The sequence below is a fragment of the Dietzia sp. B32 genome, assembly GCF_024732245.1.
Lineage (GTDB): Bacteria > Actinomycetota > Actinomycetes > Mycobacteriales > Mycobacteriaceae > Dietzia.
Window position 1 is genome coordinate 2046585 of record NZ_CP093845.1, and the last position, 14498, is coordinate 2061082.

At 72.6% G+C, this 14498-nt stretch carries 15 protein-coding genes; 7 read left to right on the forward strand and 8 right to left on the reverse strand.

Going from position 1 to position 14498, the window contains the following annotated elements; genetic code table 11:
* Positions 1 to 29: 29 nt before the first annotated feature.
* Complete coding sequence (locus L8M95_RS09775) at positions 30 to 665, forward strand: class I SAM-dependent methyltransferase (protein ID WP_260485962.1); 636 nt, start codon at positions 30 to 32, stop codon at positions 663 to 665.
* A gap of 34 nt (positions 666 to 699) precedes the next feature.
* On the opposite strand, the gene L8M95_RS09780 is transcribed toward L8M95_RS09775, so the two are convergent.
* Positions 700 to 1569, reverse strand: coding sequence for an oxygenase MpaB family protein (locus L8M95_RS09780; RefSeq protein WP_260485963.1), 870 nt, complete (start codon positions 1567 to 1569; stop codon positions 700 to 702).
* Positions 1570 to 1699: 130 nt separating this feature from the next.
* Here L8M95_RS09780 and L8M95_RS09785 point away from each other — a divergent pair, with 130 nt between their 5' ends.
* The 4 genes from L8M95_RS09785 (at position 1700) to L8M95_RS09800 (ending at position 5357) form a co-directional block, all read left to right on the forward strand.
* Positions 1700 to 2479: a siderophore-interacting protein gene (locus L8M95_RS09785; protein ID WP_260485964.1), complete on the forward strand. Its 780-nt coding sequence runs from the start codon at positions 1700 to 1702 to the stop codon at positions 2477 to 2479.
* Positions 2480 to 2617: 138 nt separating this feature from the next.
* Positions 2618 to 3601, forward strand: a complete 984-nt coding sequence (locus tag L8M95_RS09790; protein ID WP_260485965.1) for an ABC transporter substrate-binding protein — start codon at positions 2618 to 2620, stop codon at positions 3599 to 3601.
* Positions 3598 to 4563: an ABC transporter permease gene (locus tag L8M95_RS09795; RefSeq protein WP_260485966.1), complete on the forward strand. Its 966-nt coding sequence runs from the start codon at positions 3598 to 3600 to the stop codon at positions 4561 to 4563. Before L8M95_RS09790 ends, L8M95_RS09795 begins: the two co-directional genes overlap by 4 nt.
* A gap of 2 nt (positions 4564 to 4565) precedes the next feature.
* Positions 4566 to 5357 carry an ABC transporter ATP-binding protein gene (locus tag L8M95_RS09800; RefSeq protein WP_260489216.1) on the forward strand — a complete coding sequence of 264 codons (792 nt, stop codon included), beginning with the start codon at positions 4566 to 4568 and terminating at the stop codon, positions 5355 to 5357.
* 99 nt (positions 5358 to 5456) lie between these two features.
* Here L8M95_RS09800 and L8M95_RS09805 read toward each other — a convergent pair whose 3' ends face one another.
* The 6 genes from L8M95_RS09805 to L8M95_RS09830 form a co-directional block, all read right to left on the reverse strand.
* Positions 5457 to 6302, reverse strand: coding sequence for a glycosyltransferase family 2 protein (locus L8M95_RS09805; protein WP_260485967.1), 846 nt, complete (start codon positions 6300 to 6302; stop codon positions 5457 to 5459).
* Positions 6299 to 7462 (reverse strand): glycosyltransferase, encoded by a 1164-nt coding sequence (locus L8M95_RS09810; protein ID WP_260485968.1) that lies wholly within the window; start codon positions 7460 to 7462, stop codon positions 6299 to 6301. The genes L8M95_RS09805 and L8M95_RS09810 overlap by 4 nt, the downstream gene beginning before the upstream one ends.
* Entirely contained in the window at positions 7459 to 8658 is a 1200-nt protein-coding gene (locus L8M95_RS09815) for a glycosyltransferase (protein WP_260485969.1), read from the reverse strand. The genes L8M95_RS09810 and L8M95_RS09815 overlap by 4 nt, the downstream gene beginning before the upstream one ends.
* 105 nt (positions 8659 to 8763) lie before the next feature.
* A complete protein-coding gene (locus tag L8M95_RS09820; RefSeq protein WP_260485970.1) occupies positions 8764 to 10104 on the reverse strand; it encodes a glycosyltransferase family 2 protein in 1341 nt (446 codons plus the stop codon).
* Complete coding sequence (locus L8M95_RS09825; protein WP_260485971.1) at positions 10101 to 11123, reverse strand: hypothetical protein; 1023 nt, start codon at positions 11121 to 11123, stop codon at positions 10101 to 10103. Before L8M95_RS09825 ends, L8M95_RS09820 begins: the two co-directional genes overlap by 4 nt.
* The gene (locus tag L8M95_RS09830; RefSeq protein WP_260485972.1) at positions 11120 to 12052 is read right to left on the reverse strand and encodes a WcbI family polysaccharide biosynthesis putative acetyltransferase; all 933 of its coding nucleotides are present in this window, start codon (positions 12050 to 12052) and stop codon (positions 11120 to 11122) included. The genes L8M95_RS09825 and L8M95_RS09830 overlap by 4 nt, the downstream gene beginning before the upstream one ends.
* A 61-nt stretch (positions 12053 to 12113) precedes the next feature.
* On the opposite strand from L8M95_RS09830, the gene L8M95_RS09835 reads away from it, so the two are divergent.
* Positions 12114 to 13244: a glycosyltransferase gene (locus tag L8M95_RS09835; protein ID WP_260485973.1), complete on the forward strand. Its 1131-nt coding sequence runs from the start codon at positions 12114 to 12116 to the stop codon at positions 13242 to 13244.
* 69 nt (positions 13245 to 13313) lie between these two features.
* Here L8M95_RS09835 and L8M95_RS09840 read toward each other — a convergent pair whose 3' ends face one another.
* Entirely contained in the window at positions 13314 to 13991 is a 678-nt protein-coding gene (locus L8M95_RS09840; protein WP_260485974.1) for a DNA alkylation repair protein, read from the reverse strand.
* A gap of 56 nt (positions 13992 to 14047) precedes the next feature.
* Between L8M95_RS09840 and L8M95_RS09845 the strand changes: the two genes are divergently transcribed.
* On the forward strand, positions 14048 to 14497 hold the full coding sequence (locus L8M95_RS09845; protein ID WP_260485975.1) for a pyrimidine dimer DNA glycosylase/endonuclease V: 450 nt from the start codon (positions 14048 to 14050) through the stop codon (positions 14495 to 14497).
* Position 14498: the final 1 nt, after the last annotated feature.

A 14498-nucleotide genomic window follows, 5' to 3' on the forward strand; every position in this document is an offset into this window, starting at 1 on the left:
GGATCAGCCGTCGGCCGGTGTCATCGGAGATGATCGACGATGTGGAGAACACGAGCACGCGACGCGACTCGGTTCGAGAGTCCTACTCGGCCAGAGCTCAGGAGTACACGGATCACTTCGGCTGCATGGCCTCGACACACCCATCAGATCGGGCGCTGGTGAGGAGCTGGGCTGCCACGGTGTCGGGTCAGGTGCTCGACGCCGGGTGCGGTCCGGGCCAGTGGTCGAACTTCCTGGCCGAGTGTGGGTGCACCGTGAGCGGGATCGATCTGGTCCCGGAGTTCGTCGAACGAGCTCGCGCCCGGTATTCAGACCTCAGGTTCGACGTCGGCGGCTTCGAGAGGTTGGCCGCCGCGACAGGGTCACTGGGGGGTGTGCTGTCGTGGTACTCGCTCATTCACCACGGTCCGCAGCAGATCTCGGTTCCTCTGGCCGAGTTCGCACGCGTGATCCGACCAGGTGGAGGGTTGCTGGTGGGCTTCTTCGAAGGACCAACCGTCGGGATGTTCGACCATGCGGTGACCACGGCTTATCGGTGGCCGGTGACCGCCCTTGGCCAGGAGTTGGCCGCAGCCGGGTTCGAGGTGATCGAGACGCATACGCGAACGGGAATCGGGCACCGACCTCACGGTGCACTCACCGCACGGCGGAAGATGACCCGGTGAGGAATGATCCCGGTGCTCCCGTGGGCCCCGGCGCCTAGAAGACGCTGATCCCCAGGCTCCGGCGCACCCGCAGGTCGGCGATGTTGAGGGTGTAGTACGCCCGCAGTGGCCGCGGGAAGACCCTCTCCAGCACCGAGGTGAGCGCCAGCACCACCCGGCGGCGGCGGAGGTCGACAGGGGTGATCTCCCAGCGCATCTCGTCGCGGATGCGCCCGGGTACCCCGAACTTGGTCATGGACAGGCTCCACGGCCCGATCGTCCTGTGGGCCAGGGTGCCGAGCTGCTTCATCCTGATCTCGAGCACGCGGAAGTCCGCGAGTGACTGCAGGTAGTCGCGGACGGTGTCGTCGATCTCCACCGCCTCGAGCCCCTCGGCGAAGCGCTGTTCGTACTCGGCCCAGGTGGTCGGCCAGCGCGCCTCGGGCACGTTGAGCGTGGTCCCCAGCGGCCGCGCCATCTCGATGATGCGGTCCAGCTCGGACTCGGTGAGCGGCCCGTGCATCATCTGCCATTGATCGGTGTAGTAGCGCACCAGACACAGGGCCACCCACAGTTGGTACCCGGCGTGGTTTGCGCTGTAGCGCACAGGACTGGCCTCGGTCGAGGTCACCTGCGCGTGGATCCGGTGGACGGCCTCGTGGAAGAACCTGCGGTCGGAGTCGCTGCCGAGGGTGGCCACGGCGAGGTACTGGGCCGTGGTCCGGGCCCGCTTGATCGGACGCAGGTCCCCGCGGCCGCGCTCCACCCGACTCTCGACGACCCCGTGGCCCACGGCCGGGTTGGCCAACTGCATGACCACATTGGCGACCGGGAGCCAGAAGGCCAGGTGGGTCGAGATGTCGGGCAGGTGCCGGATCCGCCGGCCCCCGTCGCTGGCGATATCGGTCCGCGCGCCTGCGGTCATCGTGCACCCCCTGCTCCACCGATCACATATATCTTACATGCACGGCAACTGCCCGTCAGCCCCGACGCCGGGGACCAGGAAAAATGCAAGGATAGGGTCACCTAACTATCTTCAGTTGAAGGAGAACACTGTGACTCGCCCCCAGTCCCGCCCCCCGGTCACCCTCACGGTGCTGCGCAGGGAGCCGGTGGCCGCGCACCTCGTGCGGGTCGTCCTGGGCGGGGACGGGTTCGACACGTTCGCCGCCCGCGCGGAGACCGACAGCTACGTCAAGCTCGAACTCCCCCACGCCGGGGAGTCGGTCGTGCGCACCTACACCGTCCGTCGGGTCGATGCGGACGCGCGCGAGATCTGGATCGACTTCGTCGTCCACGGTGACGAGGGCGTCGCCGGTCCGTGGGCCCGTTCGGTGGCGCCCGGAACCGAGGTCGCGGTGCGCGGCCCGGGCGGCGGGTACCGGCCGGACCCGTCGGCGGACTTCCACCTGCTGGCCGGCGACGAGACCGCGGTGCCGGCGGTCGCGGCGGCCCTGGAGTCGCTGCCCCAGGACGCCGTGGGTGCGGTGTTCCTCGAGGTCGGGGGCGACGACGACGAGATTCCGATCACCGCGCCGGCGGGGGTCGAGATCGTCTGGGTACACCGCGGAACCTCCTCGGGGGACGCCGGCCCGGGAGTGATCGACGGCGACGCCCCGCTGGTCGACGCGGTTCGGGACATGCCGTGGCCGAGCGGTGACGTGCAGGTCTTCGTCCACGGTGAGGCCGAGACGGTGATGAAGCACCTGCGCCCGTATCTGCGCTCCGAGCGGGGCGTTCCCGCCGCGCGGGCGTCGATCTCGGGCTACTGGCGACGTGGGCGCTCGGAGGAGGGCTTCCGCACCTGGAAGCGCGAGCTGGCGCAGTCGGAGTAGCGTCGCCGCAACCCGTGAGGTGAGTCCGGGCTCACCATCCCCGGCCGACCCGGTAACCTCATGTGCCAGCACCGTTCGCACCCGGCCCCTCGCGTATCCGTCCGCGAGGCTCAGACGGCACAGACAAGGGCATGGCATATGGCATTCTCACGCGCGAAGCTCATCACCGGACTGGTCGCCACCTCGGCACTCGTCCTCGCAGGTTGCTCGAGCGGCGGTGAGGACGATGCCGCCGGTGGTGGCGGCGAGTCCTACCGCATCGGCATCAACCAGCTCGTCCAGCACCCGGCCCTCGATTCCGCCACGGCCGGCTTCAAGGAGGCCTTCGCAGAGGCCGGCGTCGAGGTCGAGTTCGACGAGCAGAACGCCAACGGCGAGCAGGGCACCGCACTGACCATCGCCCAGCAGTTCGCGGCTGACGATCTGGACCTCGCCCTGGCCGTGGCCACCCCGGCGGCGCAGGCGATGGCGCGGAACATCTCCGACGTGCCGCTGCTGTTCACCGCGGTGACCGACCCGGTCTCGGCGGAGCTGGTGGACTCGATGGAGGAGCCGGGCGCCAACGTCACCGGCACCTCCGACGCGGCCCCCATCGAGAAGCAGCTCGAACTGCTCAAGGAGATCGTCCCGGACGCCGAGCGCATCGGCATCGTCTACGCCTCCGGTGAGGTCAACTCGCAGGTGCAGGTCGACCAGGCCGAGGAGGCCGCGGGCCCGCTCGGCCTGGAGATCGAGACCCAGACCGTCACCACCGTCAACGAGATCCAGCAGGCCGTCGAGGCGCTCGGAGATGTCGACGCCATCTACGTTCCCACGGACAACATGGTCGTCTCGGGCATCGCCTCGCTGGTGCAGGTCGCCGAGAGCAAGCAGATCCCGGTGATCGCCGCCGAGTCGGGCACGGTCGAGGGCGGCGCCGTCGCCACTCTCGGGATCGACTACACCGAACTGGGCCGCCAGACCGGCGAGATGGCACTGCGGATCCTGCGCGACGGCGAGGACCCGGCCACCATGCCCGTCGAGACCGCGACCGAGTTCACCTACGTGGTCAACGAGGACGCCGCCGAGCGTCAGGGCGTCACGATCCCCGAGGACATCCTCGCCGAGGCTGAGAAGAAGTGATCGGGACCGTCGAGGTAGGCCTCATCTACGGGGTCATGGCGCTGGGGGTCTACCTGACCTTCCGCGTGCTCAACTTCCCCGACCTCACCGTCGACGGCAGTTTCACCACGGGCGCCGCAACGGCGGCCATGGGCATCCTCGCCGGCTGGAACCCGCTGCTCGCGACCCTCGCGGGTTTCGGCGCCGGGTTCCTCGCCGGCACGGTCACGGGATTGCTGCACACCAAGGGCAAGATCGACGGCCTCCTCGCCGGTATCCTCACCATGATCGCGCTGTGGTCCGTCAACCTCCGGATCATGGACGGCGCGAACATCCCGCTGCTGCGCAGCGACACCGTGTTCACGCCCCTGGAAGACGCTGACCTGCTGGGCGAGTGGCCCGGGGTCGGCATCCTCGCGGTGGCGGTCCTGCTGCTCGGGCTGGTCGTCCTGTGGTTCCTCACCACCGACCTCGGCCTGTCCATCCGCGCCACGGGCGACAACGGCCCCATGATCTCCTCGTTCGGCGTCTCCACCGACTTCACCAAGACCCTCACGCTGGCCTTGTCGAACGGGTTCGTGGGCATGTGCGGCGCGCTCATCGCCCAGTACCGCGGTTTCGCCGACATCTCGATGGGCATCGGCCTCATCCTGGTCGGCCTGGCGTCGGTGATCATCGGGCAGGCCATCCTCGGCCAGCGCAAGCTGCTGCTCGCGGTGCTCGCCGTGATCCTGGGCGCCCTGCTCTACCAGCTCATCATCTTCGCCGCCCTCCGCGTCGGCCTGGATCCCAACGACATGAAGGCCGTCACGGCGATCCTCGTCGTGGTCGCGCTGCTGTTGCCCCGGTGGAAGGGTGCGAGCGGACGCTTCGGACGCACACCCACCACCCCGGTCGCCGCCAACGAACGTGCGGCGGCGGGTGCCGGGACCGCCGTCGACGCGGGCCCCGATTCCGCCGCGACCGGCACCAAGGAGGCATGACGATGCTGACCGTCACCGGAGTGTCCAAGACCTTCTTCCCCGGCACCGTCAACGAGCGCCGGGCGCTGAACGACCTCAGTCTCACCTTGGCCGAGGGCGACTTCGTCACGGTGATCGGTTCCAACGGCGCGGGCAAGTCGACCTTGCTCAACGCGGTCTCCGGGCGGCTGCTCGCCGACAGCGGGAACATCGAGATCGACGGCACCACCGTCAACCGACTTCCCCAGCACAGGCGCGCCAAGTACGTCGGCCGGGTCTTCCAGGACCCGCTCGCCGGGACCGCGCCCAACCTCACCATCGAGGAGAACCTGTCGCTCGCGTTGCTGCGCGGCCGCCGGCGGGGCCTCGGCCCGGGCCTGAGCAAGAAGCGTCGCGGCCAGTTCTCGGAGCAGCTCGCCATGTTGGAGCTCGGCCTCGAGGACCGGCTCACCGCCAAGGTCGGCCTGCTCTCGGGCGGCCAGCGGCAGGCGCTGTCGCTGCTCATGGCCGGGTTCACCCAGCCGCGCATCATGCTCCTCGACGAGCACACCGCGGCTCTCGATCCCCAGCGCGCGGAGCTGGTCACCACGATCACCGAGCGCATCGTCCGCGAGGGCGGTCTGACCACCCTCATGGTCACGCACAACATGGAGCAGGCCATCCGCCTGGGCAACCGGCTCATCATGATGCACGAGGGACAGATCGTCTACGAGGCCGACTCCGCGACCAAGTCCAAGCTCACTGTGCAGGACCTGCTTCGCGAGTTCACCAAGATCAAGGGCGCGACCCTCTCGGACCAGGCTTTCCTGGGCTGACCCGCCGGGCCCCGACCATCGACGAAAAGACAGTTCCGCACACGTCGCCCGAGAGGCGGGTGTGCGGAACTGTCTTTTCGATGCGGGTAGGGGTGCGACTCAGCGGTCGACGGGCGTAGCGGCCTCCCAGCCGGCGCCGCTGCGGCGCACGAGCCCCATCTGCTCGAACTTCTCGAACCACCCCGGAGCCGGCCAGTCACCCCACCGCTCGGCGTAGTGGGCCCCGTTGCGCAGCAGGTCGGCGAGGTGATCGACCGGCGGATCGGAGACCGGGTGCCACCGGTGGTACGCGTGCGCGCCTGCCACCAGCACCACCGGCACACGGCGGTACAGCAGTCTGCGACCGAAGTCGGTGTCCTCGGCGCCGTAGCCGGTGAACGCCTCGTCGAACCCGCCGAAGTCCGTGCGCAGGCGCGTCCACAGCGCCGGACGCAGGGCGAACGACAGTGACCAGAACATCCCGAACTCGCCCGGCTCCAACTCGCGGGTGCCGACCGCGGGGAACGGCCGTGCCGGGTGCGGGTCGGTGTAGGCCGACAGGTCGGCCGGGTCGGGGGCTCCGGCGGACTCGGGCAGGTAGGTGACCGGCCCCAGACCGACGACGCCCTCGGGCAGTTCGTTGTAGTACCACCCCAGGTCGGGACCGGGCATGCAGTCGACGTCGAGGAAGACGATGAGCTTCGCCCCCAGTTCGGCCGCCCTGTCGCCGCCGAGATTGCGGCTCCGGGCGACGGGCAGGTCGGGGCCAGCCTGCAGCTCGACGATGTCCGCGCCGTCGGCGGCGAGCTCAGCGGCCAGCTCGGCGCTGCCGGGCCGCTCGGGGAGGACCACCACGTGCTTCGCGCCGGGCAGGTGCTCGGCCATGGCGCGGCGCTGGGATCGGAGGTGTTCGGCGCGACCGGGCGTGCAGACGGTCACGACAGCGATCGACGCGGCCGAGCTCACCGCGGGCCTCCTGTCGCCGACTCCGCGGCGGCGCCGAGCATCTCGGCTCCCGGTTCGCGCCCCGCAGCCACGCACTCGAGGGTCCGGGCCAGTCGCCCGGCGGCGCCGTCGACCTCCCAGGCACGCCGCAGGCCCGAGCCCGCTCCCGGGCTGGAACGGGCGCGTTCGAGAGTGCGACGGACGGCGTGGACCAGATGGGCGACGGGGTCCTCGCGGCCCACCACCTCGGCCAGTCCAAGGTTCGCGAGGGTGAGGGCGGTGGCGTCCTGCTCGTCGAAGGGCCTCTCCTCGGGGACCACCACGAGGTGGGCGTCGGCGGCGGCGAGATCGGCGATCGAACTCTGTCCCGCGGCGCTGACGACCACGTCGGCGCGGGCGATCTCGTCCCACGGGTCGGCCACCCAGCGTCCGCCGGGCCCGCCGAGCGAGATCCACTCGACGTCGTCGAGCTGGTCGCGGACGGCGTCCCAGCGGACGTCGTGGCCACCACCGCCGGAGCCCCGCAGGTGCAGGACCCGCGGTCGGCCGTGCCCCCGGGCGCCCGGCTCGGGGTCGCGACCGGCGAACCGCGAGACCCCGCCGACGGGTACCAGCGGGCGGCTCGCCCCGGCGGGGACGGGTGCGCCGGCGGCGCGCGGCCACCCGGCCACCAATGCCGAGCTCACCCCGTGGGCGAGAAGGTGCGGGGCATCGTCGCGCCGGCCCGGCAGGACCGTGGTGACCACCGGCGTCCCGGTCAACCGCGCCGCGAGGGTCACCTCGACGGAGATGTCGCTCCAGAACACCTCCGGGGCGTCGCGACCGATCCACTCGGCGAGCATCGTCATGCGTTGACGCAGCCCGGCCTGCCGCAACGGCACCCAGTGCAGCCGACCTCCGGCGGTCGGGTCCGGATCCGCGGGACCGTCGCCCGCGACGGGACCGGGACCGGTGGCCGCGCCGGGACCGGTGGCCTCGTCGGTGCCGGTGGCCGCGTCGGTGCCCGCCTCGTCGTAGTCCAGTGGCAGCGGGAGGATCCGGATGCGCCCGGGGTCGGGATTGGCGTCGGCGTGGATGCGCGCGGAGGTGAGGATGGTGACCTCGTCGTCGAGGGCGGCGGCGACCGAGAGCGCGCGCTGCACATGGCCACTGCCCTGGTGGTGGGCGTACACCCCGATCACGACGCGGCGCCCACCAGCAGGCCGCGCAGCAGCGTCTCGAGGGAATCGATGCGGGCGTCGTGGGAGAACGCCGCGGCGGCCGCCCGGGCGATCGTCACGCGGTCGAAGGTCAGCGCGGCGGGGATGCCCGCCGCGAGGGCGGACGCCGGGTCGCGTCCCGGCTCGACCAGCACCACGCCCGGTTGCCCGTCGAGGATCTCCCGGATCCCCCCGCGGGCCAGGGCCACCACCGGGGTGCCGCAGGCCAGCGCCTCGACGGCGGTCAGCCCGAACGGCTCCTCCCAGCACGGCGTCACCAGCGCCACCGCGGCCGAGGCGACCAGCGGGACGAGCGCGTCGCGGCCGAGCGGGCCGTGGTAGCGGACGCCGTCCCCGGCGTCGCGCAGTCGGGGCGCGAGGACCCGCTCCATGTACCGGTCGTCTCCGACCCGGCCGGCCAGGTCGAGCGTGAGGCCGGCGCGGCGGGCCGCCTCGACCGCCAGGTGCGGGCCCTTCTCGGGCACGATCCGACCGGTCCAGACGGCGCGGGGCCGGGCCGCGGGACGGCCGGCAGTGTGAGGACCGGCAGTGTGAGGACCGGCGACGGGGGTACCGGCAGCGTGGCGACCGGTGGTGGTCCGAGCGGAGAACCGGGCGGCGGACCGGCCACGGGGCCCCCAGACCCCCAGGTCCACACCGTTGGGCAGGACCTCGGCGCCGTGCGGCACCCGCCAGGAACCGAGCACGGAGTTGCTCACCGCGAGCACCCTGCCGGTCGCCGAACCGTACCGGTCGAACGCCTCCTGCATCGGCGCCAGCTGCGGGCAGTGCAGGGTGGTGATCAGGGGCGTGCCCATCTCGGCCGCGCGGACGAGCGGGACGTGCGACAGGCTGTGGTTGAGCACCACGTCGAACCCGGACACCGCCACGTGGTCCATGACCCGGTCGAACTCCGCGGCGTCGGCCTCGTACCCGCCGGGCGGGTAGTAGCTGTCGCCCCGTCCGGTGGCGGCGGCCAGGGTGGTGAACTCGAGGCGACGGTCGTGACCCTCGCTCCCGGCGGCGGCGTAGAGCGTGACGCGGTGACCCCGCGCGCGCAGCTCACGCACCTCCTTGGCGACCACCACCTCGAGACCCCCGGCGTACGGCTCACGGATGGGGAACCGCGACGGGCCGATCACTGCGATGTCGAGTCGCTCCTCGTTACGGGCGTCCACGGGCCCCCTCTCGTGTCGTCGCCCCGGGGCGGGTGCTGGTGATGTCGGAACCTCCGATAGTGGCCCCCCGGGGGGCCCTCCGCCACCGCTGGCCACCCCCGGGCCTCACCAGCCGCCGAGTACCCGCTCGAGCCGCACCCCCGTGCCGTCCTCGTCCACGACCCGGACCCCGCCGTGCGACGCCGCGATCGCGGTCGTCTCCGGCGGGTGGTCTCCCCACTCCTGCTCGCGTGCCAACGCCCGCGAACTGCGAATTTCTGCCAGACGGTAACCCTCGTCGTCGTCCAGACCCACGCTCCCCATGGGTGGGCACAACGCGCGCAGGCGCCGCGCGTCGAGCTCCCCGAGCGCGCAGGGACGGAGGATGTCGACGAGGACGGGCGGACGACGACGAGGGCCCTGCCCCGATGTCCCGGGCCGCCACCACGGGCCACGCGGCCCGAGGGTCACCCGGGGGTCGGCGGCGAAGAGCTCGGCGATCACCGCGGCGTCGGATGTGGCGGGGTCGACGGTCACCGCCACGTCCGCCCAGGACAGCAGGGAGATGCAGGTCGCGGCCGCGGAGCCGGTCCCGGCGAATTCGGGGCTACCGGCATGGATGTGGACCGCGATCGACGGCAGCCCGAAGATCCCGCCGGCCGGCCGGGTGAGCGGGGAGGCGATGAGCCCTGCCAGGAGGGCGGACTCGGCGTTCTTCTGCGCGAGCTGCCGGGCGTCGGCGCGTCCGGCCCAGTCGGGACCGTCGTGCCAGGCCACGGCGTCGGGCAGGTGCCGCAGTCGGCCGCCGGCCTGCTCGCAGCGCCAGGCCAGGTCCCAGTCCTCGCCGCCGTAGCCGACGATGTCCGGGTCGAACCCGCCGGCCAGCTCGTACAGGCGGCGGTGCAGACCGCACGCCGCCGACAGGACCCCCCGCCACAGATCGTCACCGCGGGTGAGATCCGCCGTCTCGTCGTAGAAGCTCGCAGGCCAGGCGGGGTCGGGGAGGATCTCGACCGGTTCGATCCCGGGCTCGGCCCCGGGCGTGGTGGGCGCGAATCGGCCGTACCGCCGGCGCCCCACCACCAGCAGGTCCGGGTCGCCCTCGAGCGCCGCGCAGATCGCGGCCACGTAGCCGGGCCCGGGGACGGTGTCGCCGTCGAGGAAGAGCAGGAGGTCGCCGTCGCCGGCACAGGCACCGAGGTGGCGTGCGGCCGAGGCGCGGAACCCGCGGTCGTCCTGGGTCACCACCGTGACCTCGGGCGGGACCACCGGCGGGGTGGGTGAGCCGTCGTCGGCGACGATGACCCTCACGGCGCATGCAGCACCCGGCGCGGTGTGCGCCGCGCCGCCGGACGCCCGCCCGTCGAGGCCGGTCTGGTGGCGCAGCGCCGCGAGAATCCGGTCGAGCATCGCCTGGTCCCGGTAGTACGGGATCACCACGTCCACACTGATCGCGGCGTGCGTCACGCGAGCCACCCCTCCCACGCCCGGCGGTACGCCCGACCGAGCTCGGCCGTCCCCGACGGTGCCGCCTCGCGCCGTGTGGGGGACGGGTCGTCGAGGAGCCGTCGCAGGTCCTCCGCGAGATCGGCTCCGTCGGTCATCAGCAGAGAGCCGGGATGTCTGCGCTCCATCTCGCGCGTGTAGTCCGAGTCGTAGACCAGGGGGCGACGCCCGGACGCGGCCCACGTGTTGAGGGATCCCGACGCCGACACGTTCCGGAACAGGGCGACGGGCACGGTGACCTCGCCGAGGACGCGGGCGAGGTCGTCGTCGTCGATCCGTCCCGTCACCTCGGCCCGGGCGCCGGCCGCGCGGGCGGTCTCCAGGGCGGCCCGGACGTAGTCGTCGTGCCCCTCGGCGGCCTGCCCCAACAGACGTAGAGAGACGTGTCGGTCTCCCGCGGTGGCGAGCGCGGCGACGGCCTCGGCGACCACATCGACGGCCTTCCCGGGGTGCAGGAAACCGAACACACCCACCGAACGCTCGTCGGGGGCCAGATCGGCGGGCGGCGCGAGGTCGGGGACGGGCAGCGGGATGACCGCGTCGACGGCGATGCCCGCGTCCGCACAGAGGTGGCGCTCGTGCTCGGAGCTCACCACGACCAGCCCGGCGACGGTCGCCATGCGCTGGTAGGCGCGCGTCCGCCGACGGCACCGTTCGGCTCCCTCGGCAGGTTGGGGAACGTCGTGCAGGGTGATGCCCACGGGGTGGTCCCGTGCCAGACGCTCGACGGTTGATGCAGCGTCGTCGGGGTCGGCGCCGAACAGCGAGTCGGTGGCGTGCAGGTACAGCGGCACTCCCCGGTGTGCCGCGAGCGCGCCCGCGAGCCCGGTCACGTCGGCGACCTCGAGCACCTCCGTCCCGGCCGCGCGGGCACAGTCCAGGGCGAACCGTGTCACGCCGTGGTCGGGCGGCCCCAGGGCGAGTGTGAGCGGGGCGATCGTCAGCGGCGCGCCCGCCTCACCCACGCGCGGACCGCTCACCTCAGCCCCAGCATCTCGATGCGGGCGGCGTGTCGGCGCATCCCCTCGTCCACCACGCCGGGAGTGGCCGAGTACCAGTCGAGGTGGGCGTCGATGATCGCGCTGCTGGGCACGGGCGAGCCGTCGACCAGCCACTCGCCCGAGCGGGCTCCCGTCGCGGCGGCACGGCTCAGGTCGGCACGGCTCAGGTCGGCACGGCTCGGGGCGGGCTCGCCGGCCGGCAGGCCGAGCGCGCACTCGACGGCGGGCTCCACCGGGGCGCGGGTGGCGCCGAGGGGCTCGCGGTCGCCGATGCGGGGCGGGTCGGTGAGCAGGCCGGCGGGCAGTCGGTCGAGGATCCGGTCGAACACGGTCGCCAGGGTGCGCCGGTCGGGGTGGTTGATGGTGTGCCAGCGCGGGACGCCGTCGAGCAGATCCGAGGCGACCAGCGTCCCGTGTGCCTGCTCGCGCACGCGCAGCGCCTCCACCGACTCGCGGGCCGCGGCCGTCGCCTGCTCGGCGTTCGGCGACGCCTCGAGCACGGCCCGGTCACCGGTCGCGGCGGCGACGATCGCCCGCAGGTCGTGGTACGGCGCGATCGGCGGGACCAGCGACCGGTCACGGGGCGGGCGGATCAACACCTGGTACGGGTGCAGCCCGGCATATCGCAGCACCGGGACCAGCACGATCGTGGCCGAGGGCGGCAGCTGCGCGGCCAGCTGGCTGTGCCCGAGCGGCAGGTCGCGGTAGTCGTCGCGGACGGGTTGGACGATCAGCACATCCGTGCGGGCGAGGTCGGCGTGCAGGGACGGGATGTCGGCGGCCGTCATCTCGTACACCGGCCGGACGTCGACCACCCCGACTTCGCCCGACGAGCGCAGCAGGTCGCGGTAGACGTCCGCCTGGCAGTTGCCGATCACCATGACGGTCGGCAGGTCGGAGGTGGTCACCGGGCCGAGGGTATGCATGGGCTCAGGTGGCGGCAACCGGCGGGCGTGGCACGGTGGCGGGGTGAACTCTGGCTCCTGCCCGGCCCCGTCGCCGTCGATCCGCGTCCGCTCCGTGCCGGCCGGCCACGACTACGTCCGCCACGCGATCTCCCCCGCGGCCGGCGTCACGGTGCTCGCCGACCCCGTGCTGGATCCGGCCGAGCCCGCCCGGTGGTGGCCGCACCCGGCGCTCGAGGCCGCCGACCGCCCGGAGGTCCTCGACGATGCCGATCTCGTGCACGTGCACTTCGGCTACGAACACCGCACACCCGGGCAGATCGCCGACTTCGTCGCGACACTCCGGGCACGGGGCCTGCCGCTGGTGGTCACCGTGCACGACCTCACCAATCCGCACGAGCCCGATCCCACCCGCCATCTCGAGCGCACCGGCCACCTCGTGCGCGGCGCCGACGCCGTGATCACGCTGACCACCGGCGCCGCGGCGGAGATCCGGGAACGGTGGGGCGTCGACGCGCAGGTCATCCCGCATCCCCGTCTCATGGCCGCCGAGGTCACCGAGCCGCACCGGGTCACGCGTCTCGGCGGTACTGACCGGACCGATCGCACCGGCCGGGTCGGCGCGGGCACCGCCCGGGGTCGACGAACCGTGGGCGTGGTGCTGGGTTCGCTGCGCGCGGGGGTGGCTGCGGAGGAGCTCCTGCCGCCGCTGACCGCCGCCCTGCCGGACGGCGCACGACTGACGGTGATGGTCCGCTCGGATGCCCTGACCGCCGCGCGCGATCCCGGGCATCCCCGGCACACAGCCGCGCTCGAGCTCGACCGGCTGGCACTCCACCCGGACGTCGAGGTCCGGGCGCACGGGCTCCTGTCCGACGCCGACCTCTGCGCGGCACTGGCCGAGTTCGACGCGCTCGTCCTGCCGCACCGCCACGGCACCCATTCGGGCTGGCTGGAGCTGTGCCGCGACCTGGCTCTACCGCCGGTCATCCCGCGGATCGGGTACCTGGCCGAGCAGTGGAACCCCGGCTCCGCTGTCTACGACCCTGCCCACGTCACCGCCGAGGACCTGCGCCACGCCCTGGCCGCCGCCCTCGACGGCCCTGCGGTCCCCCCGCGTTCGCCCGAGTCCGAGGACGCCGCGGTCGCCGCCGCGCACGCCCTCGTCTACCGCGCCGCCCGGGCTCGCTTCTGACCACTCGGCGAGATCGGCCGGGCCGCCGCGAGGGCGTCGCCGCGACCGCGGGGCGAGCCCGGGGCCGTGTCAGGCCTCCTGGCGACGGGCCATCTCGCCGATCCACTCCGGCGCATACGGCGAGGTGCAGTTCGGGGGAGTCGGGTAGTCGCGCAGCACGCCCAGGCGCTCTCCGATCGCCAGCGCGCGATCGCGATGCTCCGGGTGTTCGATCCCGATGTGCGCCAGGCAGGTGTTCATCTCCCACTGCAGCCTCGCGTGCGCACCCGCCATCTCGGCCTCGATCACGTCGAGCAGCGCGGACAGGTCCAGCCCCTCGGGCTTCTTGACCACCCGGTCGGCGGTGAGGGCCCAGCCGGCGGAGGCGACCACCGGGTCGGCATCGTCCAGCCACGCCACGCGCAGCTCCTCGGCGTGCGGCCCCTTCATCACCACATAACCCACCAGCCAGTCGTGGACCTTCCGGGTGCGGGCCTCACGCAGCATCGTGTCGAGCTCACCGGCGGAGAACTCCCTGGGCCGGCAGACGAGCAGCGCCAGCAACCGCGCGGCCGAATCGCCGGTGGCCCACAGGTCCAGTGCCAGGGGATGGTTCTTCTTCACCCGCTTGGCCACCGCGCGGAGCCTGGTGAGGTTGACCGCGTGATCGTCCCCGTGACGTTCGTTGACCTCCCGGATCCGCGCGTCCGCGAGGTCCGCGAGCTCGGCCATCACGTCATCGAGGGTGGGTGGTGTCGTCGTCGTCATATCCGTCTCCTCCTCCGCGCCCAGCGTCGGCGCCGTACGCACCTATACTCGCCGGGGTGCGCCTGTGGAGCATCGATCCCGTCCTGCTCGACCGCGCGGCGCTGGTCGCGGGGTGGCGTGAGGGGCTCCTGGCCCAGAAGGTACTCCGCGGACTGACCAAGGGCTATCGCAGTCATCCGCAGCTGGAACGCTTCCGCACCCTCGTCGACCCCGTCGCGGGGATCGCCACGTGGCTGCACGGGCTCGCCGACGCCGCCGACGTGCGCGGGTACCGCTTCGACCGCACCCGCGTCGTCCTCCCCGCCGGGCCGGAGCGACTCCCGCTCACCGACGGTCAGCTCGCGCTGGAGTGGGCGCACCTGCGGGCGAAGGTGATCGAGCGCGATCCGCCGTGGCTCGAGCGGCTCGATCGGTACGAGGCGACAGGGCCCCGCCCGCACCCGATGTTCGACCTGGTCCCGGGGCCGGTGGCCGCCTGGGAACGCGCACCCCTCCCGGAGGCCTGAC

Excerpts from the sequence above, each read along its gene's own strand:
- L8M95_RS09775 (WP_260485962.1), top strand. The coding sequence starts at position 30 with ATGATCGACGATGTGGAGAACACGAGCACGCGACGCGACTCGGTTCGA.
- L8M95_RS09780 (WP_260485963.1), bottom strand. The coding sequence starts at position 1,569 with ATGACCGCAGGCGCGCGGACCGATATCGCCAGCGACGGGGGCCGGCGG.
- L8M95_RS09790 (WP_260485965.1), top strand. The coding sequence starts at position 2,618 with ATGGCATTCTCACGCGCGAAGCTCATCACCGGACTGGTCGCCACCTCG.
- L8M95_RS09800 (WP_260489216.1), top strand. The coding sequence starts at position 4,566 with ATGCTGACCGTCACCGGAGTGTCCAAGACCTTCTTCCCCGGCACCGTC.
- L8M95_RS09840 (WP_260485974.1), bottom strand. The coding sequence starts at position 13,991 with ATGACGACGACGACACCACCCACCCTCGATGACGTGATGGCCGAGCTC.